The following is a 22,631-nucleotide window of genomic DNA, read 5'->3' as shown; positions in this document are numbered from 1 at the left end:
GGGGGACGCGCCCGCGCGCGGGGCGGGGCCGTCCGCGGCCGGGCCCGCGCCTGCCGCTGGGCCCGGGGGCGGGGACGTACCGGGCGCCGGGGCTGGGCCCGTGCCCGGGGTCGGGGCTGGGCCCGTGCCCGGTGCCGGGGCTGGGCCCGTGCCCGGTGCTGGGGCTGGGCCCGGTGCTGGGCCTGGGGCCGGGGTCGGGGCCGAGGGCGAGGCTGGACCCGGGGTCGGGGCTGGACCCGGGGGCGAGGCTGGGCCCGGGGGCGGGGGCGTACCGGGTGCCGAGGGCGGGGGCGGGTCCGTGGGTGCGGTCAGGTCCGGGGGGCCGCCGTCCTTCCAGGTGAGCGTCACCGTGATGGCCGCCTTGGCCTCGCCGTCCGCGAGCAGCCCGACCACCTTGCCGGCCTTCGCCGTGAGCTCGATGCCGAACTCGACGCCGACCTCGTCGGGCCGCACCGCCCGCAGCGGGGCCGCGAGCGAGCGGGCGACACCGGTGATCAGGGAGTGCAGGCTCTCGACCTGTGCCTCGACGCGCTCCGCGAAGCCGACGTCCGTCAGGGACAGCTCGCCGCCCGGATCCTCCAGTTCGTCCGCGCCCGAGATCCGGGCCCACACCGGTGTTCCGTCGGGCATCTCGATCCGTGCGATGCGCGTCACCGCGTCGCTCATGGCATCCCCCGTTCCCCCACGCCCCCGTGGTTCGAGCCGACCTTGCAGGCTAGCCGCAGGGGCCCGTGCACGACAGAGGCCCTTCATGGGCCCCCCGCCCCCGCCTATCCTTTTCCCAGCGTTCCACTTCCCTTTCACCCACGGAGCACCATCCATGTACTTCACCGACCGCGGCATCGAGGAACTTGAGAAGCGGCGCGGCGAGGAAGAGGTCACCTTCGAGTGGCTCGCCGAGCAGCTGCGTACGTTCGTCGACCTGAACCCGGACTTCGAGGTGCCGGTGGAGCGGCTGGCGACCTGGCTGGCCCGGCTGGACGACGAGGACGAGGACGACGAGTAGGACCGCAGGCCAGGGCGGGAACCCGAGCACCGCAGGCCAGGGCGGGAGCCCGGGCGCCGCAGGCCAGGGCGGGAGCCCGGGCGCCGCAGGCCAGGGCGGGAACCCGGGCGCCGCAGGCCAGGGCGGGAACCCGGGCGCCGCACCCCGCGCGGAGGCGTTCAGTCGTAGGCGCGGAGATGGTCGTAGGCCAGCCCGAGGACGCCACGGAGCATCAGGAGCGCTCCGGCGACGATCCAGCCGCCGCTGTGGCGCCGGATCCCCCAGGCGGTGAGCGGAAGACCGACGGCCAGCTGGGCCGCGGAGAGGTTGCGGGCCCGCGGGCCGCGCAGCCAGGGCCCGAGACCTCCGCTCTCGACGACGTCGAGTTCGGCTTCCACGGCTGCACGCCAGCCGGTCCACTCGATCTGCTCGGCGTCCGGCCGGATCCGGACCGCGTCGAGCAGCCGGTCCGCCGGCTCCCCGGGATCGACCCCGGCGGGAAGAATCACCCCCGCGCGCGTGAGGACGGCGAACAGCCCGCTCACGCGCGCGTGCGCGTCGACCGCCGGGTCGGGCTGCGTCAGCGGTTCCAGCGCCTGCATGTCGAGCACCGGGTCGAGGCCGAGCCGGGAGGCGAAGGTGCGCATCGCCTCGTCCTCGCCGACGGGGGTGCCGTTGGCCAGCCATTCGTAGCCCACGGTGCGGCGAAAGCCCGAGGCCAGGGTGAAACCGCTGCGGTCGGTGTCCCACCAGAGCGCCAGCACGGGCCAGGTCGCGCCGACGGCGAGCGCCGCGGCCCATCCCGTGAGCACGCGGTCGACGGGTTCCGCGCCGTGCTGCCAGGGCTTGCCCTCGGGGACCAGCAGGCTCCATTCGGGTCCTGCCCCGGCGAGCAGCATCCGCTCGCGCAGCAGTTGGGCGGCGGGGCCGACCGACTCGGGACGGGCCCGGCACAGCAGCAGGGCCCCGGGGGCCGGACGGTCGTCCCTGGACGCGCCGGAGGCAGTCGACATAGCCCCACTTTAGGGCGAATTGCGCGTTTCAATGCACTCATGATCCCCAGAACGGGTGTCTTGACTTTCCGTATCCGCGATATATCGTGAATACGTGAGACGCGATATGGCGCGTCGAGTTCGGGCTCCGCGGGGGTCCGGTCCGGTCGAGGAGGTCTGCACCATGTCCGAGTGGTCCGTGACAGAGCCGAAGAAGCTCGCCTTCGACGGCCCCGTGCAGACGCTGCACGTACGCATCGTCAACGGAACAGTGAACGTCGTGGGGACCGACGAGAGTTCCGCCCGGCTGGAGGTGTCCGAGCTGGACGGCCCCCCGCTCCAGGTGAAGCAGGAGGGCGGCACACTCACGGTGGCCTATGAGGACCTTCCCTGGAAGGGCTTCCTCAAGTGGCTCGACCGCAAGGGCTGGCGCCGCGCGGCCGTCGTGTCCCTGGCCGTCCCGGCCGGCACGCACGTCGAGGTCGGCGTGGTCGGTGCCGCCGCCGTGGTCTCGGGGACGGACGGCCGGGTCCAGGTGAAGGGCGTCACCGGCGACACCACGCTGGTCCGCGTCTCAGGTCCGGTGCGGGTGGAGACCGTCTCGGGGAATCTGGAGGCCCAGGCGGTCACGGGCGACCTCCACTTCAACTCGGTCTCCGGCGACCTGACCGTCGTCGAGGGATCCGGCTCCTCCGTGCGGGCCGAGTCGGTGAGCGGCTCCATGATCGTGGACCTCGACGCCACGGGCTCGCCCACCGACGTCCGGCTGTCGAACGTCTCGGGCGAGATCGCCATTCGGCTCCCCCACCCCGCGGACGCCGAGGTGGAGGCCAACACCGCGAGCGGCAGCGTCTCCAGCGCCTTCGAGGACCTGCGGGTCAACGGCCAGTGGGGCGCCAAGAAGATCACCGGCCGTCTCGGCGCGGGCAACGGCAGGCTGAAGGCGATGACCGTCTCGGGCTCCATCGCCCTGCTGCGCAGGCCCCCCACGGAGGACGAGCCGTACGAGGACGTCCCCGCCCCCCGGGACACGGCCTCTTCGTCCGCCCCGGCCGCCCCGGACACGACGGAGGACACCGCCGAGGGCCGGCCGGCCGACTCCGCGACCGACAAGAAGGTGCTCTGAGATGGCCCCCGTCTTCGCCCACGGCCGACTGCGCCTGTATCTCCTCAAGCTGCTGGACGAGGCTCCGCGTCACGGATACGAGGTGATCCGTCTCCTGGAGGAACGCTTCCAGGGCCTGTACGCGCCCTCGGCCGGCACCGTGTACCCCCGGCTGGCCAAGCTGGAGGCCGAGGGACTCGTCACGCACACCTCCGAGGGCGGCCGCAAGGTGTACGCGATCACCGACGCCGGCCGCGCCGAACTGGCCGACCGCAGCGGCGAACTGGCCGATCTGGAGCTGGAGATCCGCGAGTCGGTGGCCGAGCTCGCGGCGGAGATCCGCGCGGACGTCCGCGGCGCGGCCGGCGACCTGCGCCGCGAGATGCTGGCGGCGGCCACGGAGGCGCGCCACGGAGGCGCGGGCGGCACCCGGCCCCAGCAGCACGACGATCCGGCGGGCGGGTCCGGCGGCCCCGACGACTTCCAGGACAGGGAGTCGTGGCGGGCCGCGAAGGAGGAGATGCGGCGCGTCCGCCACGAGTGGAAGGAGCAGGCCCGCCGCGCGAAGGACGAGAGCCGCCGCGCCCGTGACGAGGCGCAGCGTGCCCGCCGCCAGGCCAAGGAGGCCCAGGAGAAGGCCCGCGCGCAGGCCCAGGAGGAGATGCAGCGCATGGCCAAGCGCGTCCAGGACCAGGTCCAGGACCACTTCGCGCGCGGGGACTGGCCGACGGGCGTGCGCGAGGGACTGACCGAACTGGCCAAGGAGTTCGGCGACTTCGGGAAGAACTTCGGCAAGGACCTGGGGAAGGACTTCGGCAAGGAGTTCGGCTTCGGCCGCACGCCGTCCGGAGCACCGGCCGAGCCGGAGTACTCGGCCACCCCGGAGGACTTCCCCGCCGAGTACGAACCGTCCTGGGCCCACGAGGACTCCACGGGCAACCCCGCCCGGGATCTCGACCGGCTGCTGGACCGTTTCCGCGACGACATCCGTGACGCCTCCCGGGACCACGGTGTCCAGGAGGACCAACTCCGCGACATCCGGCGCCACTTGTCGTCAGCGGCGGCCCACATCGCCGCGACCCTGCACAGCGGACGGCCGTAACGCCCCGGCGACCGCGAACCCACGGGGCGATTCCGGGTGGGCGGGGCCGCGCACCGACCCCGCCCACCCGGGGTCCGGCGGCTCGCGTCCGCTCGGGCACCCGTCGCGGTCCCGGATGGGCGGCGGCACGTACATCGCCCCGCCCACCCGGTGTTCAGCGGCTCGCCTCCGCTCGCTCGCGGTGCCGCTCAGCCCGCCTGCGCCACTCCGCCCTCGCCGTACAGCACGCGCGTCACCGACGCGTAGGTGACGCCGTGGTCGGCCAGCAGCTCGGCCGCCACTCCGCCCCGCAGGGTGATCGCCAGCAGCAGGTGTTCATCACCGATGTGACGGTCGCGTCGGGCGGCGGCGATCCGCAGGGCCCTCACCAGCACGTCCTTGGCCTCCCGCCCGAACTGCGGGCGCCGCACGCGCCTGCCGGCGCCACCCCGACCGCCCAACTCCAGCGCCCCTTCACCATGGGCCTCCTCGATCCGGGAGACGATCTCGGCCAGGTCGATGCCGAGCCCCGAGAGGGCGTCCGCGTCGGCGCGCGAGAGTCCGCCCCGGCGCCGCGCCTCGGCGAGGTCCCGCTCCAGCGACTCCCGGAAACCGGTCGCCCCCAGCGATGTCAGGGCGAAGGAACCCCGGCTGCCCTCCCGGTCCAGGAGCGCCAGCACCATGTGCTCCTCGTCGACGCTCTCGCCGCCCACCCGACCGGAGTGCGACACCGCGCCCTCGACCACGGCACGCGCGTCCTTCGTGAATCGTTCGAACATCACTGCCTCCCGTACTTCTTGTGCACGGCCTGTCTGCTCACTCCGAGTTCCGCGGCGATCTCCTGCCACGACCAGCCCTGATGGCGCGCACTGCGCACCTGTACCGCCTCCAGCTGCTCCAGCAGCCTCCGCAGCGCGGAGACCGCCCGCAGCCCGATCCGCGGATCGCGGTCGCCCGCGCGCTCGGCGAGATCCGTTGCTTCGGTCATGACGTCAACCTACGTTGACACCTCCGTCATGTCAACCAGAATTGACACCCGCGCCGGAGGCCCCGCCCGGAGCGCCCGAACCGGGCGCCCAACCCAGGCACGCGAACCGGGTACGCGAACCGGGTACGCGAAAGGCGGGCCCGGAACACCGGACCCGCCTTCGCCGCAGCACTTCCCAGGGGCCGTCAGCCCGACGTCAGCACGATCTTGCCGAACAGGTCGCCGGACTCCAGCCGTTCGAAGCCCTCGCGGGCCCGGTCCAGCGGCAGCACCTCGTCGATGACGGGCCGTACGCCGGTGGCCGCGCAGAAGGCCAGCAGGTCCTCCAGCTCGTCCTTCGTACCCATGGTGGAGCCGACCACCTTGAGTTCGAGGAAGAAGATCCGCGTCAACTCGGCGTGCGAGGGCCGGTCGCCGCTGGTGGCACCGGAGATGACGACGGTCCCGCCGGGACGCAGCGACTTGACCGAGTGCGACCAGGTGGCGGCGCCGACCGTCTCGATGACCGCGTCCACCCGCTGCGGCAGCCGCGCCCCGGGCTCCAGCGCCTCGACGGCACCGAGTTCGAGCGCCCGCTTCCGCTTGGCCTCGTCACGGCTGGTGGCGAAGACCCGCAGCCCCGCGGCCCTGCCGAGCACGATCGCGGCGGTGGCCACGCCCCCGCCCGCGCCCTGGACGAGCACGGAGTCACCGGGCCGCACCCCGGCGTTGGTGAAGAGCATGCGGTACGCCGTCAGCCACGCCGTCGGCAGACAGGCGGCCTCCTCGAAGGACAGCTCCCTGGGCTTGGGCAGGACGTTCCACGACGGTACGGAGACCTGCTCGGCGAAGGTGCCCTGGTAACGCTCGGTGAGGATGGACCGGGGCTCGTCGGGGCCGACCCCGTGTCCGCTCTGGCCGATGACCGAGTGCAGGACGACCTCGTTGCCGTGCTCGTCGATTCCGGCGGCGTCGCAGCCGAGGATCATCGGCAGTTTGTCCTCGGCGAGGCCGACCCCGCGCAGCGACCAGAGGTCGTGGTGGTTGAGGGAGGCGGCCCGTACGTTCACGGTCGTCCAGCCCGGCCTCTGTCCGGGGGCGGGCCGCTCCCCCAACTCCAGGCCGTTCAGCGGCTGGTCACGGTCGATTCGGGCGGCGTAGGCAGCGAACATGCCCCTGACGATAGGCCGCACCCCCGGCCGGGGGAACCGCCTCCCGCTGTGACACGTCCCCCACCGACCGGGTGGCCCCGAGCACAGCCCCGGTTCGGCCTGACGGCCTCGCCCTCGACCGCCAGACGGGCCGAAACTCTCCGGCGGGACAAGTTCAGCCCCTCCGGCGATCGAGGAGCGGGGATCCGGGGGCAGCGCCCCCGTGACGGGACGGGCAGGGGTGGAGGGGGCAAAAAAGCGCCCCGCCAGGAGGAAGCCTCCCGGCGGGGTCACGGTGAGCGTCGGCTCAGCGGCGGGCGACGCCCTCCGCACGGGCGGCGGCCGCCACCGCGGCGGTCACCGCGGGAGCCACCCGCTCGTCGAACGGCGAGGGAATGACGTAGTCCGCGGCGAGGTCGTCCCCGACGACGGCGGCGAGCGCGTCGGCGGCGGCGATCTTCATGCCCTCGGTGATCCGGGAGGCCCGGACCTGGAGCGCACCGGCGAAGATCCCCGGGAAGGCCAGAACGTTGTTGATCTGGTTCGGGAAGTCCGACCGCCCGGTCGCGACGACGGCCGCGTACTTGTGGGCGATCTCCGGGTGCACCTCGGGGTTCGGGTTGGCCATCGCGAAGACGAAGGCACCCTGCGCCATGGAGGCGACCGCCGGCTCCGGGACCGTACCGCCGGAGACGCCGATGAAGACGTCGGCGCCCGCGAGCGCCTCCTCCAGCGAACCGGAGATCCCCGCCTTGTTGGTGATCTCCGCCAGCTCGCGCTTGACGTCCGTCAGGTCGTCGCGGTCCCGCGACACCACGCCCTTGCGGTCGGCGACCGCGACATCGCCGAGGCCCGCCTCCAGCAGGAACTTGGCGATGGCGATACCGGCCGCGCCCGCGCCGGAGATCACCGCGCGCAGGTCGCCGAGCGAGCGCCCGGTGAGCCGGGCGGCGTTCCGCAGGGCCGCGAGGGTGACGACCGCGGTTCCGTGCTGGTCGTCGTGGAAGACCGGGATGTCCAGCCGCTCCTGGAGCCTGCGCTCGATCTCGAAGCACCGCGGTGCCGAGATGTCCTCCAGATTGACGCCGCCGAAGGAGGGAGCGAGCCGGACCACGGTCTCGACGATCTCGTCGACGCCGGTGCACGCGAGCGCGATCGGCACCGCGTCCACACCGCCGAACTGCTTGAACAGAATGGCCTTGCCCTCCATGACGGGGAGCGAGGCCTCCGGGCCGATGTCACCGAGCCCGAGCACTGCCGTCCCGTCGGTCACCACAGCGACCACGGACGACTTCCACGTGTAGTCGTGGACGAGTTCCGGCTGCTCGGCGATCGCGCTGCACACCTTCGCGACGCCGGGCGTGTAAGCCAGGGACAGGTCGTCCTTGTTGCGGACGGGCACGGTGGCTTGCACTGCCATCTTGCCGCCGCGGTGCAGCGCGAAAGCCGGGTCGAAGGAGTCGAGGGGCTCTGCCCCGCCTTCGTGATCCGTACTGCTGTCGCTGCGAGGATTGACGATCTCCGCTGCCACTTTGTTTACCCCTTAAGTCTTCAATGTTTGAGGGTGTCCACTCCTGGTTGAGGGGTGGGCGGGCACCGCGCAGGCCCAGCCGCCGTGGTTGCGTACGGGCCGCTGCGCGACGGGCGCGCCGCACACGCGCCCTGAGCCCCGGATGAGGGGTGTAAAGAACCTTCTTACCGGACGGACCGTGCCGAGGACGAGTCCATAGAGCCAAGATCACACGCCGGTGACATGACTCATGCCGTGATCCATTGACACGTCCCGACATGTCCTCGTTCGGACAGGAGTGCCGTGTAGCGGTCTTCCGCCTGCGGCGATGTGCCGAAGATCTTCCTGCCGGAAGAACGGATTCCCGGACAAGATGCGGCGGTACTGAACCGACCAGTAATGGTTCGGGGGTCACCCGTTATCCGATTTTGACATAGCGGCCACCCTGAATCTCGCGGTCCGAATGGCAAGATGCCGTCATTACACGAGGTCGCGACACTCGATGGTGTGTGTTTCCGTCGACCTATCGGCTACTCCCAGATCCGCCGGAGGAACCCTCATGACCGCACGCACCACCCGTCGTACCAAGGCCGCGCAGTCCCGGATAGCAGCGGTCGGCGCGATCGCGGTCGCCGGCGCGCTGGTCCTCACCGGCTGCGGTGACCAGACCAAGAAGGGCGGCTCCAGCGACTCCGCCACCAACAGTGCGCCGCTGTTCTCCAAGCTGCCCAAGAGCATCCAGGACGCGGGCGTCATCAAGGTCGGCACGAACGCCGAGTACGCGCCCATGGAGTCGACCGAGGGCGGCAAGATCGTCGGCGTCGACCCGGACCTGGCCGACGCGCTCGCCAAGCAGCTCGGCGTGAAGTTCGAGTTCACCTCGGGCTCCTTCGACGGCCTCATCACCGCCGTCAACTCGGGCCGCTACGACATCGGCATGTCGTCCATCACGGACAACAAGCAGCGCCAGGAAGGCCTGGACGACAAGGGCAAGAAGCTCGGCCAGGGCGTCGACTTCGTGGACTACTTCACGGCCGGTACGGCCATCTACGTGAAGAAGGGCAACCCCGAGGGCATCAAGGGCATCGAGGACCTCTGCGGCAAGACCGCCGCCGTGCAGCAGGGCACGACCTACGAGGCGGCCCTGAAGGACCAGTCCAAGAAGTGCACGGACGCCGGCAAGAAGGCCATCAACATCGAGTCGTTCCAGAACGACACCGAGGCCCAGACCCGTGTGAAGTCGGGCGGCGCGGTCGCCGGCATCAACGACTACCCGGTGGCGGTCGACCTCTCCAACAAGGCCGACGGCGGCAAGGCCTTCGAGGTCATCAACAAGCAGTACGACGCCGGCCCGTTCGGCATCATCCTGAACAAGAACAACACCCAGCTCCGCGACGCGCTGAAGGAAGCCGTCGACGCGATCATCAAGGACGGCTCGTACCAGAAGGTCCTGGAGAAGTGGGGCGCCCAGTCCGGCGCGATCTCGCAGTCCGCGATCAACGGCGGCAAGTAAGCCGAGCGCACCACTGAAGGGCAGTCACGTGACTGACAAACTCGACAAGTCCCCCTCGGACACCCCGCCCCCGGGCGACACGGTGTCCGCGGGTGCGGCGTCCGGGCCGGCCCCGGAGACCATCAAGGCGATCCCCGTCCGGCACTACGGCCGGTGGATCAGCGGCGTCATCGTCCTCGCGCTGCTGGTGGCGCTCGGCATCGCGTTCTCGCACGGTAACATCCAGTGGCACACGGTGGGGGACCAGCTCTTCGTCTCCACCGTCGTCCAGGGTGCCGGCCGCACGCTGCTGATCAGCATCCTCGCCATGATCGTGGGTGTGGTGCTGGGCATCCTCCTCGCCGTGATGCGGCTCTCGAAGAACCCGGTGACCAGCACGGTCGCGTGGCTGTACATCTGGTTCTTCCGGGGCACCCCGGTCTACGTCCAGCTGCTGCTGTGGTTCAACCTGGCGCTGATCTTCCCGGTCCTGAACCTCGGGCCGATCTACAAGAACAACATGACGGCCGTCATGACCCCGTTCATGTGCGCCCTGCTCGGTCTCGGTCTGAACGAGGCCGCGTACATGGCCGAGATCTGCCGCGCCGGTCTGCTGGCCGTCGACGAGGGCCAGACGGAGGCCGCCCAGGCCCTCGGCATGAGCCACACGAAGACGCTGTTCCGCATCGTGATCCCGCAGGCGATGCGGGTGATCGTGCCGCCGACCGGCAACGAGTTCATCAACATGCTGAAGACCTCGTCGCTGGTGTACGCGGTCACGTACAACGAGCTGCTGCGCTCCACCTCGGCGATCGGCTCCACGTCGTACGCCGTCATGGAGATGCTGTTCGTGGCCTCCATCTGGTACCTGGCCATGACCAGCGTGTTCAGCGTCTTCCAGTACTACCTGGAGCGCTACTACGCACGCGGTTCCAGCCGCAGCCTGCCGCCGACCGTCTTCCAGAAGATCAAGACGAACATGCTCGGGCTCGGCAGTGGGAGGGGCAAGGCATGACCGCGATGGTGAAGTCGGAGGGCGTACACAAGTCCTTCGGCCCGGTGGAGGTCCTCAAGGGCATCGACCTGGAGGTGAACACCGGTGAGGTGTTCTGCCTGATCGGCCCGTCCGGCTCCGGCAAGTCGACCTTCCTGAGGTGCATCAACCACCTGGAGAAGATCAACGCCGGCCGGCTGTACGTCGACGGCGATCTGGTGGGCTACCGCCAGAAGGGCGACAAGCTCTACGAGCTCAAGGACAGCGAAGTCGCTCTGAAGCGCCGTGACATCGGCATGGTCTTCCAGCGCTTCAACCTGTTCCCGCACATGACGGCCGTCGAGAACGTCATGGAAGCGCCGATCCAGGTGAAGGGCGTCAAGAAGTCCGACGCCCGGGACCGCGCGATGGAGCTGCTGGAGCGCGTCGGCCTCGGCGACAAGGCGAAGAACTACCCCTCGCAGCTGTCCGGCGGCCAGCAGCAGCGTGTGGCGATCGCCCGCGCGCTGGCGATGGACCCGAAGCTGATGCTCTTCGACGAGCCGACCTCGGCGCTGGACCCGGAGCTGGTCGGTGACGTCCTCGACGTCATGCGCGACCTCGCCGAGTCCGGTATGACGATGGTCGTCGTCACGCACGAGATGGGCTTCGCCCGTGAGGTCGGCGACAGCCTGGTCTTCATGGACGGCGGTGTGGTCGTCGAGGCCGGCAACCCGCGTGACGTCCTGACGGACCCGCAGCACGAGCGCACGAAGTCGTTCCTGTCGAAGGTCCTCTGACCGGAACACCGGCGCCGTCGGGCGCAGGAACAAGGGGCGGTACGGGTCTCCCGTACCGCCCCTTCCGTTGCTTCCGCCCCTTCCGTTACTTCAGCAGGGCCGGGTTCTGGATCAGCTCGGTGAGCTGGTCCCGGGTCAGCGGCGGTGTCTTGAGCAGCGGGCCCAGTTGGCCCTTGCCCTGGAATCCGGTGCTGGCCCGCACATCGAGGAAGCCGCCGTCCTTCAGGACCAATCGCGCCTCGAACTCCCGGCCGCCGGCCGGAACCGGATGCAGGGCGGGATCGGACGGAGGCGTCTCCCAGACGGCCAGGAGCCTGCCGCCGGACAGCTTCTGCGTGGTGCAGCCGAGGCGCCCGTCCTTGGGGGCGTCCTTGCAGGGGTTGCCCAGGCCCTTGGCGCCCGTCTTCGCCGAGATCACGGACGCGGTGGCCACGCCCACGGCGATGTAGCCGACCCCGCCGGGCCGGGCGACGGCGTAGGCACCGTCGTACGGGCCGACCGGCTTGGGCTCGGGGGCCTTCGGCTCCTGCTTGAACAGACGCACCAGCGAGATCTCGCTGATCCTCCCGGTCCCGGCGGGGAGCAGCTTCGCGAAGCGGCCCGCCTTCGTCGTGTACTCGCCGGCCGTGGGCGTGCTCGCCACGCTCGCGCCGTGCCCGGTGCCGGAAAGGACGCCGGGTCCGAGGACCAGGCCGGCCGCGACGACCGCCGCGACGGCGCCGGTCGCCGCCGTGCGCCGGTGCCTGCGCACCCGCGAGGCCTTCGCGAAGACCGTCTCGGCCCCCTGGTTCCCGGGCATCCGGACCTCGTCCACGGCCCGACCCAGCAGTTCCCTCACGTACTCCGTCTCCGCTTCCCGATTCATGCGTACTCCTCCCGCACCGCGGCCCTCAGTGCCGCGAGTCCCCTGGCCGTGTGGCTCTTGACCGTGCTCTCGTGCATCCCGAGGACCTGGGCCGTGGCGGCCACGCTCAGGTCCTCCCAGTAGCGCAGGACGAGCACGGCCCGCTGTTTCGGCGCGAGTTCCGCGAGCGCGGCCCGCACCATGAGTCCGGTGTCGCGGTCGACCGACCGCCCCGCCACGTCCGGCACCTCGCCGTACGCGTGCTCGCGCCGCCAGAACCGGCGGCGGGCGGAGATGAAGGTGTTGACCAGCGTCTTGCGCGCGTAGGCCTCGAGACTTTCGAGGCGTCCGTGCCGCCGCGCGCCGAGGACGACCTTCACCAGCGTCGTCTGGACGAGGTCCTCGGCCTCGTCGCGATTGCCGCACAGCAGGTAGGCACTGCGGAACAGGGCCGGTCGTCTGCCCTCCACGAAAGCGTGCAGAGCGGCTTCCTCGCCGCGCGTCATCCCGCCCCCTTCCCGGCCCGCGCTCGCGGACCGTCTCACCCTTCCAGTGCGGCGGGAGGTGCCGCAGGACGCGGAAGAGGCGGTACGGATTTTCCGTACCGCCTCCAACAGGGTTCGCGGGTGGCCTACTTGACCGCGAGCACCAGCGCGTCCGAGGGGGAGCGCCACACCGGCCGGGCCTCGCCGAAGCCCTGTTCGCGCAGGACGCGCGCGTGCCAGTCGGCGGAGGGCATGTCGCCGTCGGCGTGCTCGCCGTAGATCTCGAAGCGGCGGGCCGTGGGTCCGGCGAGGACGGGGTCCTGGGCGGCCACCTTCCACCATTCGGCCCAGTCGAGGGCGCTGGCGAGCCTTGCCCGGTCCATCCGGGCGTGACGCTGGGCGCGGTCGGCGGCGTTGATCCGGGGGGTCGTCTCGTCGATCATGTGGTCGGCGTTCATGAACACACCGCCGTCGCGGACGAGTTCGGCGATCTGGCCGTAGAGCACGGTGAGCGGTCCGCTGTGCAGCCAGTGCAGGGCGGTCGCGGTCAGGACGGCGTCGTACGTGTCGTACGGGAGCCGGGCGCGCCAGTCCGGGTCCTTGAGGTCGGCGGTGACGAGGGAGACACGGTCGTCTCCGGCGAAGGTGCCCTCGGCGATGGCGAGGAGGGCGGGGTCGAGGTCGACGCCGGTGCTGGTGGCGCCGGGGAGGCGGTCGAGCAGCCGGGCGGTGATGGTGCCGGTGCCGCAGGCGAGGTCGAGGACGCGGGGCTCGGGTCCGGTGAGCGCCTCGGTCATGTCGAGCATCACCCGGAAGCGGTCCTCGCGGTCCGGCATGTACCACTCCTGCTGCCGGTCCCAGCTCCGCTGCCAGGCGTCCCAGTCGGTTCCGGTGCCGATGGCCATGAAAGCCCCTCCTCCAGTCGCCCACGTAATACCCTGTAAGCGCGATCAGCTGTTACCTGACCACCGCCACGACGATAGAGCGCCTCCGTAAGGACTACAAGTGGAACTGGCCTATTACTCGGATTACGCCGTCCGCCTCGTCAACACCGAGGAACCGGCCCGGGGCAAGGACGCGCTGACCTCCGTCGAGGCCGTCCGTGACCTGTTCGGGGGCAACGCCTCGGCGGCCCGCCGCGCCGCGGAGGCGGACGTCACGCGCTTCCGTTCCGTGCGGGGACGGCTGCGCGCGGTCTTCGAGGCGGCGGCCGGCGGCGAGGAGACCCTCGCCGTGGACCTGCTGAACTCGCTGCTCCTCGAATTCCCGGTGAGTCCGCAGATCTCGGGGCACGACCACCGCGACGACGACGGCCGTCCGCTGTGGCACATGCACCTGGCGGACCACCCGTCGAACGCGACCGCGGGCTACGCGGCGATCGCGGCGATGGGACTGGCCTTCCATCTCACCGAGTACGGCGTCGACCGGCTCGGCCTGTGCGAGGCGGCGCCGTGCCGCAACGCCTACCTGGACACCTCGACCAACCGCTCCCGGCGCTACTGCTCGGACCGCTGCGCGACCCGCGCCAACGTCGCCGCCTACCGCGCCCGCAAGCGCCTGGAGGCGGACCGGACGGGAAACACGGGCCTGGCGGCCACCAGCACCCAGCGGACGACGGCGAACGGCGAACGCTGACCCGTCCGCGGCGGCCGGAACCGGAACCGCACCTTCCCGAGGACGAGTTCCTCGGGGACGGTTCCGTAGTCGGTGCTGTCACCGCCCGCGAAGGCGTTGTCCCCGAGCACCCACCAGCCGCCCTCGCGCCGTTCCGCGATCCGCTTCACGACGAGCAGGTCCTGCTGGAACGGATGCCGCAGGACGACGACGTCCCCCGGCCCCACCCTCGCCCCCCAATGGACGACGAGCCGGTCCCCGTGCTCGAGCGTGGGCACCATCGAAGGGCCCGTCACCTCCGCAGCCCCGAACGGCAGCAGAGCCCTGCCCCGCTCGGTCTCCCGCGACAGCTCCGGCATCGACGGCACCTCCCCGGTCCTATCCTCCACCAGTCCCAGTTTCACCCCGGACTTTTGTCCTAAGCCCATGGGGGCACTCGCGAAATACCCTCTCCCACGGAGTAATGTCCCACCTGAGAAGACGATCACGAGGAAGGACAGCTCAATGCTCTCCCGCCTGTTTGCCCCCAAGGTCAAGGTCAGCGCGCACTGCGACCTGCCCTGCGGCGTGTACGACCCGGCCCAGGCCCGCATCGAGGCGGAGTCGGTCAAGGCCGTTCAGGACAAGATGGCCGGCAACGACGACCCGCACTTCCAGGCTCGCGCCATTGTCATCAAGGAGCAGCGCGCCGAGCTCGCCAAGCACCACGTGTCGGTGCTCTGGAGCGACTACTTCAAGCCCCCGCACTTCGAGAAGTACCCGGAGCTGCACCAGCTGGTGAACGACACCCTCAAGGCCCTCTCGGCCGCGAAGGCGTCCACCGACCCGGCGACGGGCCAGAAGGCGCTGGACTACATCGCCCAGATCGACAAGATCTTCTGGGAGACCAAGAAGGCCTGACCTTCGTCCGGGCCCTCCGAACCGCGTCCGCGCGGCTCGCTTCGCCTGCTCGTCCGCACCCGGTCCGCGGGGCCGCCGCTCTCGGCGTCCCGACGGACCGGGTGCGTACTGCTTTTCCGGGCACGTCCGGTGTCGCGTGCTCACACGGGCAGCTGGCGCATCTCGATCACCCGCAGGCCCAGCGCCTGGAACCGGGTGAGCAGTCCGTACAGATGGGCGTCGTCGATCACGGTGCCGAAGAACAGGGTCTGCTCCTTCGTACGAACCCTGTCGAGCTCGGAGAAGGCCGAGGCCAGCGTGTCCGAAACAAGGCCGGCGATGCGGAATTCGTAACGCATACGAGCACTTCCCTCGGGGCCGGGGCGCGGGTCCGCTGCGATGCCCTGCCATCGTCGGCCGCGCCCGCCGATGTGGCATCCCCCGGTGCGGGCGACATCCGCCCGCCCCGCGAACGCTCCCGCTCACATCCTCGCCATTCCACCTTCCACCCGTGCCCCGGCGCCGCGCGCTCCAGGAACGGGAAAAGGTCCGGGAATTCCGGGAAGGGTGAGCGGACGGCGCTTCCCGCACCCGGTGCTCACCTCCGAGGGGTGAGGCCGCCGGGGCGGTGAGCGGTGATGCGCGGGGCCGCGTCGGCGGTGAACCTTGAGGTGCGGGTCCGCGTTCCGCCGGTCCCGGGACCGCCTCGGAGGATGTCCGATGAACGTTCTCGCGGCAGCCGGCCGGAACTCCTCCGTCCGTACCGCCCGCGCCGCGTTCCGCCGTCGGCGCCGGCTGCGTTCGGGCCTGCTCCAACTGGTGTCCATCGGCGTCGGTCTCGGGCTCGGCCTGGTCGTCCCCGAGATCCGCCGGGGACCCCTGCTGCCGTCCCGCCAGGTGGCCGAACTGCTGCTCGCCACCGCTTTCGGGGTGCTCGGCGCGGCCACCGTCATCTTCTCCGTGCTGTTCCTGGTGGTGCAGTGGTCGGCCACCACCTTCACCCCCCGGCTCACCCTGTTCCGGGACGCGCCGGTCGTGTGGCGGACCTTCGCCTTCGTCATCGGGCTGGCCGTCTTCTGCGCCACCGCGGCCCTGACCGTGGCGGGCCGGGACGAGGTCTCGGTGATCGTGCCGGCCGGTACGGGCGTCCTGCTGCTCCTGCTGCTGGCGCTGCTGCGCGGCCTGCTGCTCCAGGCCGTCGCTGCGATCCAGCTGGCCCCGGTGCTGCGCTCCGTCTCCGAACGGGGCAGGCGCGCCCTCGACGTCCTCGGCGCCTGGGACACGACGGCTGCCGGAAGTCCGGGAGCCGGGGGAGGCCGGGCGGGCCCCGGAGACCGCGGCCGCCCGGGCAGTCCCGGGCGGCCGCGCTCCACGGTCGGCTGGCAGGGAGGCGGCACCGTGCTGCGCCGCGTGGACACCGGCCGGCTGGCGGATGCCGCGCGGGCGGCCGGCGCGGTCGTCGTCCTGCGGGTCGGCCCCGGCACCACCCTGCGGTACGGAACCACGGTCGCCGAGGTCTACGACGCGGACCTGCCCGCCTCCGCCGTCCTGCGCGGCCTGGAGACCGGTGCCGAGCGGGTCTTCGACCAGGACCCCGGCCTCGCGTTCCGGCTGCTCGCCGACATCGCGCTCAGGGCCCTGTCCCCTGCGGTCAACGACCCCGCCACGGCGGTGCAGGCGCTGGACGCCGTGGAGGATCTGCTGTCCCGTCCGGTCCCGGCCCGGGGGCGGCCGGGTGCGGTCGCCGACCGGGCGGGCACCGTGCGCGTGCTCGTCCCGCTGCCCGGCTGGGAGGACCTCCTGGGGACCGCGCTCGACGACGTGATCCCGGCGGCCCGGAACTCCCCGATGGTCCTGCTGCGCCTCCGTGCGCTCCTGGAGCGCCTGCGCGGAACCGGCGACGGCCGCTCCGACGGGCCGCTCGTCAGGCGCCTGGCCTGGGTCGACGAATTGCTCGACACCGGATTTCCCCGGCTGCGCGACTCCCTCGCGAAGGAACGCGGGGGCGACGGCTCACCCGCGGGACGCGGGCCGGACGAGGCGGGCGGGGACCGGCCGGACGGCCGGTGAACGGGATCCCGGGGCCCCACGAGGGCCGCCCGGCGGCCGGGCCGGCCGGATCCGCGAGCTCACCCGCGAAGGGTGATCCGGCGGGACGGGGGGCGCCGCACTCTGGAGCCGAAGCAAGACGTCACGCGTCAGAGAGGGCACCGCTCATGGCCTGCATCCAGCGGCAGATCCGGCCCGTGCCGGGTGTGCCGTGCCCCGGGCCCGTCCGCCACGGCCCGAAGGACCCCGTACGGTCCCTCGCGTCACCGTGGCCCTCGGGACCCGCGCGGCGCACGCCGTCGGCGCGGCCGTCGCGGCACCCTCACGACGCCCCGAACGTCGCACCGATCACGCCGAGCACACCGGAGGGCCTCGTCCCGGCCCGTCCCGTGTGTCCGGGGGGTCCTGCTCGCCCCCCGCCTTCGAGCGTCTGTCCGCAGGCGGACACCGCGGCACCGTCACCGTCCGCCCCACCACCGCGCTCCGCGCACTGACCCGCCAGGCCCTGCCGACCGGCCGCGACCCATGGCGGCCGGGCCTGGGCGGAATCCCCGAGATCGCGACCCGGCGCCCGGCGACAGTTCGATCCGCCCGACACCAAGGCAACGCTCGCGGAGATGTCGCACAACCGACAGGAGTTCGACCATGAACGGCTCGACGGTCAATCTGGCAGCGGACTACCCCCTGCTCCAGGTCTTCTGGACCACGATGTGGTTCTTCCTCTGGATCCTCTGGTTCATGCTGCTCTTCCGCGTCATCGGGGACATCTTCCGCGACGACGACCTGAACGGCTGGGGCAAGGCGGGCTGGTGCGTGTTCGTCGTCATCCTGCCCTTCCTGGGCATCTTCGTGTACCTGATCGCGCGAGGCCGCGGGATGGGCGAACGCGAGATGCGGCGCATCCAGAAGAACCAGGAGGACATGAACGCCTACATCCGTGAGACCGCCGGCAGCGGCGGTGGCACGGGCAAGGCCGACGAACTGGCGAAGCTCGCGGACCTCAAGAACCACGGCCACATCACGGCCGAGGAGTTCGAGAAGGCGAAGGCCAAGGTCCTCGCCGCCTGACGGCGCGGACACCCCCGCGCACGAACGACCACCGCCGTCCCCCGGGCCAGTGATCCCCCGGGGGGCGGCGGTCCGTTGTGCCATTCTGGGGAGGTGGCGAATCCCAGACCGCTCGAAGACCTGGTCCGGCTGCGGCAGGCGCGCGACCGGATGAACCGCGAGTACGCGGAGCCGTGGGACATGGCCACGCTCGCGCGCACCGCGCTGATGTCGCCCGGGCACTTCCAGCGGAGCTTCCGGGAGGCGTTCGGCGAGACGCCGTACACCTATCTGATGACCCGCCGGATCGAACGCGCGAAGGCGCTGCTGCGGCGCGGCGACATGACGGTGACCGAGGTGTGCTTCGCGGTGGGGTGCACCTCGCTCGGTTCGTTCAGCTCCCGGTTCACGGAACTGGTGGGCGAGACCCCCAGCGCGTACCGGGCCCGTCCGCACGACCACGGCGCCCCCATCCCGTCCTGCGTGTCCCGCCGGCTGACCCGTCCGGCCCGCCACCGCAACCCGGAGGCGGAACCGGGCACGCGCCTGTAGCGCGCCTGCGGTGCAGCACCCTCCATCGAGGCCGCGCACGGCCTAGGTTGGGAGGCATGGATCTGAAACTGTCCCAGTGCTTCATCTCCGTCGACGACCACGACAAGGCCCTCGCCTTCTACCGTGACGTGCTCGGCCTGGAGGTCCGGGGCGACGTCGGTTTCGAGGGAATGCGGTGGGTGACCGTGGGCTCGCCGCTCCAGCCGGACGTGGAGATCGTCCTGGAGCCACCGGCCGCCGACCCCGACGCGTCCGCCGCGGACAAGCAGGCCATGGCCGAGCTGCTGGCCAAGGGGATGCTGCGCGGAGTGATCTTCTCGACGACCGACTGCGACGAGCTGTTCGAACGGGTCCGCGCCTCGGGCGCCGACGTCGTCCAGGCGCCCGAGGACCAGCCGTACGGCCTGCGGGACTGCGCCTTCCGTGACCCGGCGGGCAACCTCCTGCGCTTCGCCCAGAAGCGCCCCAAGGGCTGACCGGGACGCCGGGGGGCGGCGCGAGGCCGGAGGCGGGCGGGAGAGACACTACGGTTCCGCGGGCACGATCCGCCCGGGGAACGAACCGCCCGCCCACTTCGAGGAGCCACCGTGCCGCCCGCTCGCCCCCGCGTCCTGTTCGTCAGCGACCTGGCCTATCCGGCCAAGGGGCGGCGGTACTGCGACGAGGACATCGCCCTGACCTCGCGGCTGCGCGAGGACTTCGACATCGCCGTCTGCCACCCGCTGGACGCGGCCGCGCTGATGACCGGCTTCGACGCCGTGGTCGTACGCAACAGTGGTCCTGTCCTGCACCACCAGGCCGCCTACGACGCGTTCCGCGAGCGGGCGCTCGCGGAGGGGGTCCGGGTCTACAACCAGCTGTCGGGCAAGGGCGACATGGCCGGCAAGGGCTATCTGCTGGAGCTGACCGTGGCCGGGTTCCCCGTCATCCCGACCGTCGACCGCGCCGAGGACCTGGATCGGCTTCCCGAGGCCGCCCTGTACGTGGTCAAACCCCGGCAGGGCGCGGACTCCATCGGCCTGGAGTTCGTGCCGCGCGAGGAGCTCGCCGGCCTGTCCTTCGGCGACCTCCTCGTCCAGCCGCGCGTCGAGTTCCGCTACGAGGTGTCGTTCTACTTCGTCGACGACACCCTCCAGTACGCGCTGTACGCGCCCGACCCGGAGCGGCGCTGGGCCCTGGAGCCCTACGAACCCACCGCCGAGGACCGGGAGTTCGCGCAGCGGTTCGTCGACTGGAACGACATCCGGTACGGCATCCAGCGCGTCGACGCCTGCCGGGCACCCGGCGGCGAGCTGCTGCTCGTCGAGCTGGAGGACCTCAACCCGTACCTGTCCCTCGACGTCCTCTCCCCCGAGGCCCGGGACTCCTTCGTCGCGCGGATGAAGACCTCGCTGCGCGCCCTGATCGCCGAGGAGGCGGTGTGAGCCACGTCGGCGGTGCGAGCGGCGGCGGCGCGGCGAAGAACGTCCCGCCGGCCGCGGGCCCGGTCGTCCGGTGGGCCCATGTCTTCATCGACCGGCCCGCCGCGGATCTCGCGGTCGCGCTCGGTTTCTGGACGGCGGTCACCGGCACGGAGCTGTCGGAACCCCGGGGGAAGCGGGGCGAGTTCGTGACGTTGCTGCCCGGCGAGGGCGACGCGTACGTGAAGGCGCAGGGCGTCGAGGACGGCCCCGGGGGCGCGCATGTGTGCCTGTCCGTGGAGGACGTGCCGGCGCTGGTGGACCGGGCGCTGCGGCTGGGTGCCGGCGTCGTGGCGGACCACGGCGGATGGGCCGTACTGCGTTCCCCGGGCGGCCAGTTGTTCTGCGCGGTGCCCTGGGACGGGCAGTCCGCGCGGCCGCCGGTCACCGAGGGGCCGGCCGGAGCGACGAGCCGGCTCGACCAGGTGAGCATCGACCTGGCGCCGGACGCGTTCGACGCCGAGACGGTCTTCTGGGGCGGGCTCACGGGCTGGGAGTCCCTTCCCGGAGCGCTCCCGGAGTTCCATCTGATCAGGCCGCCCGCCGGGCTGCCGCTGCGCATCCTGCTGCAACGGCTCGGCACCGGCCGTCCCACCTCGGCCCACCTGGACCTCGCCTGCTCGGACGTCGACGCGGTGCGGGCCCGTCACGAGGCCCTGGGGGCGACGACGGTCGGCCGGGGCGCACGCTGGACGGTGATGCGGGACCCGGCCGGCGGCGTGTACTGCCTGACCGGCCGCGACCCCGCGACGGGCAGCCTGCCCTAGCGCGCATGCCGTCGCCCGGCAGGCGGGAACGGCCGGACACGGCCTAGGGCCTGTCCACGTAGACGCAGAGGACGGGGCCGCCCTCGGGCGAGCTCGGGCAGGGGGGTGTCGGGGGTCCGGAGGGCGGCGACGGTGCCTCGCGGCCGCCCTGCTCGTAGGTGTACCGACCGGTGGGCGGTGGCGGCTCCGCCGAGGCCTGGAGCCACAGCGTGAGGACGCCACCGCCGGTCACGGCGACCGCCCACACCACCACGATCCGGCGCCACGCCCGGCGTCGTTCCCCGGACTCCCTCACGCCGAAGCCGTTCCGCCCCGCTCCCAGGGCTCCACGGCCACGACGGCGTCCGCCTCGATCGGCCCGTAGACGTGCGGGAACTCCTCCCCGCCGGGACTCATCGCCTCGAAGCGGACCGGCGCGGCGAGCCGTTCGGCGTCGATCACCAGGACCACGAGGTCGTCGGGGCCGGTGTAGGAGCCGTACACCATGGCCGCCACGGCGGGGAGTTGGCGGCGCAGCGAGCAGTGGATGAAGCCCTCCTCCTCCAGGGTCCGGCCGCGGGTGGAGATCTCGAAGGTGCCCGACACGCGGGCCGCGTCCCACAGGGAGCGCTCGGTCAGGTGCAGCAGAGGTTCGGACATGCGGACCACGCTATGACCGCAGCCGTGCCGCGCGCACTTCCAAATAGCGTCGCTCGGGAAGGCTGAGGGTCTTGGCCGCCGCCGAAGCGTAGGCGTCCCGGGCCGCGGCCGGGTCGCCCGCGCGCTCCAGCAGGTGGCCCCGGACCGCGTCCAGCCGGTGACCGCCGGCCGACTCGCCCTCCAGCAGGTCGAGTTCGGCGAGGGCGGCGCGCGGCCCGTGCACCATGGCCACGGCGACCGCGCGGTTGAGGCGTTCGACGGGGCCGGGGACCCTTCGGACGAGGTGGTCGTAGAGGCCGAGGATCTCGGTCCAGTCCGTCGCCTCCGGCGAGGGTGCCTCGTCGTGGACCGCGGCGATCGCGGCCCGGAGCGCGTAGGGTCCGGCCGGCCCGAGCGCCAGCGCCTCGGTCACCAGGGCCACCCCCTCCTCGATCGCCGCCCTGTCCCAGCGGGCGCGGTCCTGTTCGTCGAGGGGGACGAGCTCCCCGTGCGGGCCGGTCCGCGCGGCGCGCCGGGCGTCGGTGAGCAGCATCAGCGCGAGCAGTCCGGTCACCTCGCCGTCCTCGGGCAGCAGTTGCCGGACGGTACAGGTCAACCGGATCGCCTCGTGGGCGAGTTCGGCACGCTGGAGCGTCGTGCCGGAGGTCGCGGTGTACCCCTCGTTGAAGATCAGGTAGAGGGTGTGCAGGACGGCGGGGAGCCGTTCCTCCCCGTGGTCGGGGCGGACGAGCCCGACGCCCCGGATCCGCTGCTTGGCCCGGCTGATGCGCTGGGCCATGGTCGCCTCGGGCACCAGGTACGCCCGCGCGATCTCCGCCGTGGTCAGACCGCCGACCGCGCGCAGGGTGAGGGCGATCTGCGCGGCCGGGGGCAGCGCGGGCTGGCAGCACAGGAAGAGCAGGGTGAGCGTGTCGTCCTGGGACGGGGCGCGGTCCGCGCCCGGCGGGGGCGCCACGAAGGCGTCCCGCGGGGTCAGCGCCGCGGCCCTCTCCTCGCGCAGCCGGCGCGCCCGCTCCGCGCGCAGGGCGTCGACGAGCCGCCGTGAGGCGACCTTGATCAGCCAGCCGCGCGGATTGTCCGGCACGCCCTTGCCCGGCCACTGTGCCGCGGCCGCGAGCAGGGCCTCCTGGGTGGCGTCCTCGGCGGCGTCGAAGTGCCCGTAGCGGCGGACGAGCGCGCCGAGGACCTGCGGCGCGTGGCGGCGCAGCAGGTCCTCGACCCCGGTCGTGTCCCTCATCC

Annotated in this window: 27 protein-coding genes and 1 pseudogene; 14 read left to right on the top strand and 14 right to left on the bottom strand. The window is 71.9% G+C overall.

Features of this window, described 5'->3' with window-relative positions; genetic code table 11:
* Positions 1-309 precede the first annotated feature (309 nt).
* Positions 310-666: pseudogene (locus WJM95_RS21970) on the bottom strand (CU044_2847 family protein); the annotation flags it as partial.
* Positions 667-820: 154 nt separating this feature from the next.
* On the opposite strand from WJM95_RS21970, the gene WJM95_RS21965 reads away from it, so the two are divergent.
* Positions 821-1,006, top strand: a complete 186-nt coding sequence (locus tag WJM95_RS21965; protein WP_007266501.1) for a DUF6104 family protein — start codon at positions 821-823, stop codon at positions 1,004-1,006.
* A 158-nt stretch (positions 1,007-1,164) separates the two neighbouring features.
* Here WJM95_RS21965 and WJM95_RS21960 read toward each other — a convergent pair whose 3' ends face one another.
* The gene (locus WJM95_RS21960; protein ID WP_339131432.1) at positions 1,165-1,998 is read right to left on the bottom strand and encodes a hypothetical protein; all 834 of its coding nucleotides are present in this window, start codon (positions 1,996-1,998) and stop codon (positions 1,165-1,167) included.
* A gap of 163 nt (positions 1,999-2,161) precedes the next feature.
* Between WJM95_RS21960 and WJM95_RS21955 the strand changes: the two genes are divergently transcribed.
* Both WJM95_RS21955 and WJM95_RS21950 read left to right on the top strand, forming a co-directional pair.
* Positions 2,162-3,103 (top strand): DUF4097 family beta strand repeat-containing protein, encoded by a 942-nt coding sequence (locus WJM95_RS21955; protein WP_339131431.1) that lies wholly within the window; start codon positions 2,162-2,164, stop codon positions 3,101-3,103.
* 1 nt (position 3,104) lies between these two features.
* Positions 3,105-4,184 carry a helix-turn-helix transcriptional regulator gene (locus WJM95_RS21950; protein WP_339131429.1) on the top strand — a complete coding sequence of 360 codons (1,080 nt, stop codon included), beginning with the start codon at positions 3,105-3,107 and terminating at the stop codon, positions 4,182-4,184.
* Between the two features lie 188 nt (positions 4,185-4,372).
* On the opposite strand, the gene WJM95_RS21945 is transcribed toward WJM95_RS21950, so the two are convergent.
* The 4 genes from WJM95_RS21945 to WJM95_RS21930 all read right to left on the bottom strand — a co-directional run bounded on the left by WJM95_RS21945 (position 4,373) and on the right by WJM95_RS21930 (position 7,812).
* A complete protein-coding gene (locus WJM95_RS21945; RefSeq protein WP_339131427.1) occupies positions 4,373-4,942 on the bottom strand; it encodes a Clp protease N-terminal domain-containing protein in 570 nt (189 codons plus the stop codon).
* Positions 4,942-5,151 (bottom strand): helix-turn-helix domain-containing protein, encoded by a 210-nt coding sequence (locus WJM95_RS21940; RefSeq protein WP_148010429.1) that lies wholly within the window; start codon positions 5,149-5,151, stop codon positions 4,942-4,944. Before WJM95_RS21940 ends, WJM95_RS21945 begins: the two co-directional genes overlap by 1 nt.
* A 185-nt stretch (positions 5,152-5,336) precedes the next feature.
* Positions 5,337-6,302: a zinc-binding dehydrogenase gene (locus WJM95_RS21935; protein ID WP_339131426.1), complete on the bottom strand. Its 966-nt coding sequence runs from the start codon at positions 6,300-6,302 to the stop codon at positions 5,337-5,339.
* Positions 6,303-6,588: 286 nt separating this feature from the next.
* A complete protein-coding gene (locus tag WJM95_RS21930; RefSeq protein ID WP_339131425.1) occupies positions 6,589-7,812 on the bottom strand; it encodes an NADP-dependent malic enzyme in 1,224 nt (407 codons plus the stop codon).
* A 538-nt stretch (positions 7,813-8,350) separates the two neighbouring features.
* On the opposite strand from WJM95_RS21930, the gene WJM95_RS21925 reads away from it, so the two are divergent.
* The 3 genes from WJM95_RS21925 to WJM95_RS21915 are packed head-to-tail and all read left to right on the top strand — an operon-like array spanning position 8,351 to position 11,056.
* Positions 8,351-9,304 carry an ABC transporter substrate-binding protein gene (locus tag WJM95_RS21925; protein WP_339131424.1) on the top strand — a complete coding sequence of 318 codons (954 nt, stop codon included), beginning with the start codon at positions 8,351-8,353 and terminating at the stop codon, positions 9,302-9,304.
* 28 nt (positions 9,305-9,332) lie between these two features.
* A complete protein-coding gene (locus WJM95_RS21920) occupies positions 9,333-10,298 on the top strand; it encodes an amino acid ABC transporter permease (protein ID WP_339131423.1) in 966 nt (321 codons plus the stop codon).
* Entirely contained in the window at positions 10,295-11,056 is a 762-nt protein-coding gene (locus WJM95_RS21915) for an amino acid ABC transporter ATP-binding protein (RefSeq protein ID WP_339131422.1), read from the top strand. The genes WJM95_RS21920 and WJM95_RS21915 overlap by 4 nt, the downstream gene beginning before the upstream one ends.
* Before the next feature lie 85 nt (positions 11,057-11,141).
* Here the strand turns inward: WJM95_RS21915 and WJM95_RS21910 are convergent, their stop codons facing one another.
* The 3 genes from WJM95_RS21910 to WJM95_RS21900 form a co-directional block, all read right to left on the bottom strand.
* Positions 11,142-11,921 carry a hypothetical protein gene (locus tag WJM95_RS21910; protein WP_339131421.1) on the bottom strand — a complete coding sequence of 260 codons (780 nt, stop codon included), beginning with the start codon at positions 11,919-11,921 and terminating at the stop codon, positions 11,142-11,144.
* Entirely contained in the window at positions 11,918-12,406 is a 489-nt protein-coding gene (locus WJM95_RS21905) for a SigE family RNA polymerase sigma factor (protein ID WP_339131420.1), read from the bottom strand. The genes WJM95_RS21910 and WJM95_RS21905 overlap by 4 nt, the downstream gene beginning before the upstream one ends.
* A 125-nt stretch (positions 12,407-12,531) precedes the next feature.
* On the bottom strand, positions 12,532-13,290 hold the full coding sequence (locus WJM95_RS21900) for a class I SAM-dependent methyltransferase (RefSeq protein ID WP_339131419.1): 759 nt from the start codon (positions 13,288-13,290) through the stop codon (positions 12,532-12,534).
* A gap of 100 nt (positions 13,291-13,390) precedes the next feature.
* Here WJM95_RS21900 and WJM95_RS21895 point away from each other — a divergent pair, with 100 nt between their 5' ends.
* The gene (locus tag WJM95_RS21895) at positions 13,391-14,020 is read left to right on the top strand and encodes a CGNR zinc finger domain-containing protein (RefSeq protein ID WP_339131418.1); all 630 of its coding nucleotides are present in this window, start codon (positions 13,391-13,393) and stop codon (positions 14,018-14,020) included.
* Here WJM95_RS21895 and sodX read toward each other — a convergent pair.
* Positions 13,924-14,358, bottom strand: a complete 435-nt coding sequence (gene sodX, locus WJM95_RS21890) for a nickel-type superoxide dismutase maturation protease (protein ID WP_339131417.1) — start codon at positions 14,356-14,358, stop codon at positions 13,924-13,926. The genes WJM95_RS21895 and sodX overlap by 97 nt on opposite strands.
* A gap of 145 nt (positions 14,359-14,503) precedes the next feature.
* Between sodX and sodN the strand changes: the two genes are divergently transcribed.
* Positions 14,504-14,899 carry a superoxide dismutase, Ni gene (gene sodN, locus WJM95_RS21885; RefSeq protein ID WP_339131416.1) on the top strand — a complete coding sequence of 132 codons (396 nt, stop codon included), beginning with the start codon at positions 14,504-14,506 and terminating at the stop codon, positions 14,897-14,899.
* A 140-nt stretch (positions 14,900-15,039) separates the two neighbouring features.
* Here the strand turns inward: sodN and WJM95_RS21880 are convergent, their stop codons facing one another.
* On the bottom strand, positions 15,040-15,237 hold the full coding sequence (locus WJM95_RS21880; protein WP_339131415.1) for a hypothetical protein: 198 nt from the start codon (positions 15,235-15,237) through the stop codon (positions 15,040-15,042).
* 361 nt (positions 15,238-15,598) lie between these two features.
* On the opposite strand from WJM95_RS21880, the gene WJM95_RS21875 reads away from it, so the two are divergent.
* The 6 genes from WJM95_RS21875 (at position 15,599) to WJM95_RS21850 (ending at position 20,753) form a co-directional block, all read left to right on the top strand.
* Positions 15,599-16,948, top strand: a complete 1,350-nt coding sequence (locus WJM95_RS21875; protein WP_339131414.1) for a DUF2254 family protein — start codon at positions 15,599-15,601, stop codon at positions 16,946-16,948.
* A 624-nt stretch (positions 16,949-17,572) separates the two neighbouring features.
* Positions 17,573-17,995: an SHOCT domain-containing protein gene (locus tag WJM95_RS21870; RefSeq protein ID WP_339131413.1), complete on the top strand. Its 423-nt coding sequence runs from the start codon at positions 17,573-17,575 to the stop codon at positions 17,993-17,995.
* Between the two features lie 150 nt (positions 17,996-18,145).
* Positions 18,146-18,526 carry a helix-turn-helix transcriptional regulator gene (locus tag WJM95_RS21865; protein WP_339135756.1) on the top strand — a complete coding sequence of 127 codons (381 nt, stop codon included), beginning with the start codon at positions 18,146-18,148 and terminating at the stop codon, positions 18,524-18,526.
* 56 nt (positions 18,527-18,582) lie between these two features.
* A complete protein-coding gene (locus tag WJM95_RS21860) occupies positions 18,583-19,002 on the top strand; it encodes a VOC family protein (RefSeq protein WP_339131412.1) in 420 nt (139 codons plus the stop codon).
* 111 nt (positions 19,003-19,113) lie between these two features.
* A complete protein-coding gene (locus tag WJM95_RS21855) occupies positions 19,114-19,950 on the top strand; it encodes a hypothetical protein (protein ID WP_339131411.1) in 837 nt (278 codons plus the stop codon).
* Between the two features lie 86 nt (positions 19,951-20,036).
* Positions 20,037-20,753 carry a VOC family protein gene (locus tag WJM95_RS21850; RefSeq protein ID WP_339135754.1) on the top strand — a complete coding sequence of 239 codons (717 nt, stop codon included), beginning with the start codon at positions 20,037-20,039 and terminating at the stop codon, positions 20,751-20,753.
* A gap of 43 nt (positions 20,754-20,796) precedes the next feature.
* On the opposite strand, the gene WJM95_RS21845 is transcribed toward WJM95_RS21850, so the two are convergent.
* The 3 genes from WJM95_RS21845 to WJM95_RS21835 are packed head-to-tail and all read right to left on the bottom strand — an operon-like array spanning position 20,797 to position 22,629.
* Positions 20,797-21,048 carry a hypothetical protein gene (locus WJM95_RS21845; RefSeq protein WP_339131410.1) on the bottom strand — a complete coding sequence of 84 codons (252 nt, stop codon included), beginning with the start codon at positions 21,046-21,048 and terminating at the stop codon, positions 20,797-20,799.
* Positions 21,045-21,392 carry a DUF952 domain-containing protein gene (locus WJM95_RS21840; RefSeq protein ID WP_339131409.1) on the bottom strand — a complete coding sequence of 116 codons (348 nt, stop codon included), beginning with the start codon at positions 21,390-21,392 and terminating at the stop codon, positions 21,045-21,047. Before WJM95_RS21840 ends, WJM95_RS21845 begins: the two co-directional genes overlap by 4 nt.
* 10 nt (positions 21,393-21,402) lie before the next feature.
* Entirely contained in the window at positions 21,403-22,629 is a 1,227-nt protein-coding gene (locus WJM95_RS21835) for a sigma-70 family RNA polymerase sigma factor (protein WP_339131407.1), read from the bottom strand.
* Positions 22,630-22,631: the final 2 nt, after the last annotated feature.

Origin of the sequence: Streptomyces sp. f51, assembly GCF_037940415.1 — a bacterium.
Taxonomy (GTDB): Bacteria; Actinomycetota; Actinomycetes; order Streptomycetales; family Streptomycetaceae; genus Streptomyces.
This window is presented reverse-complemented; position numbering and strand designations above follow the sequence as displayed.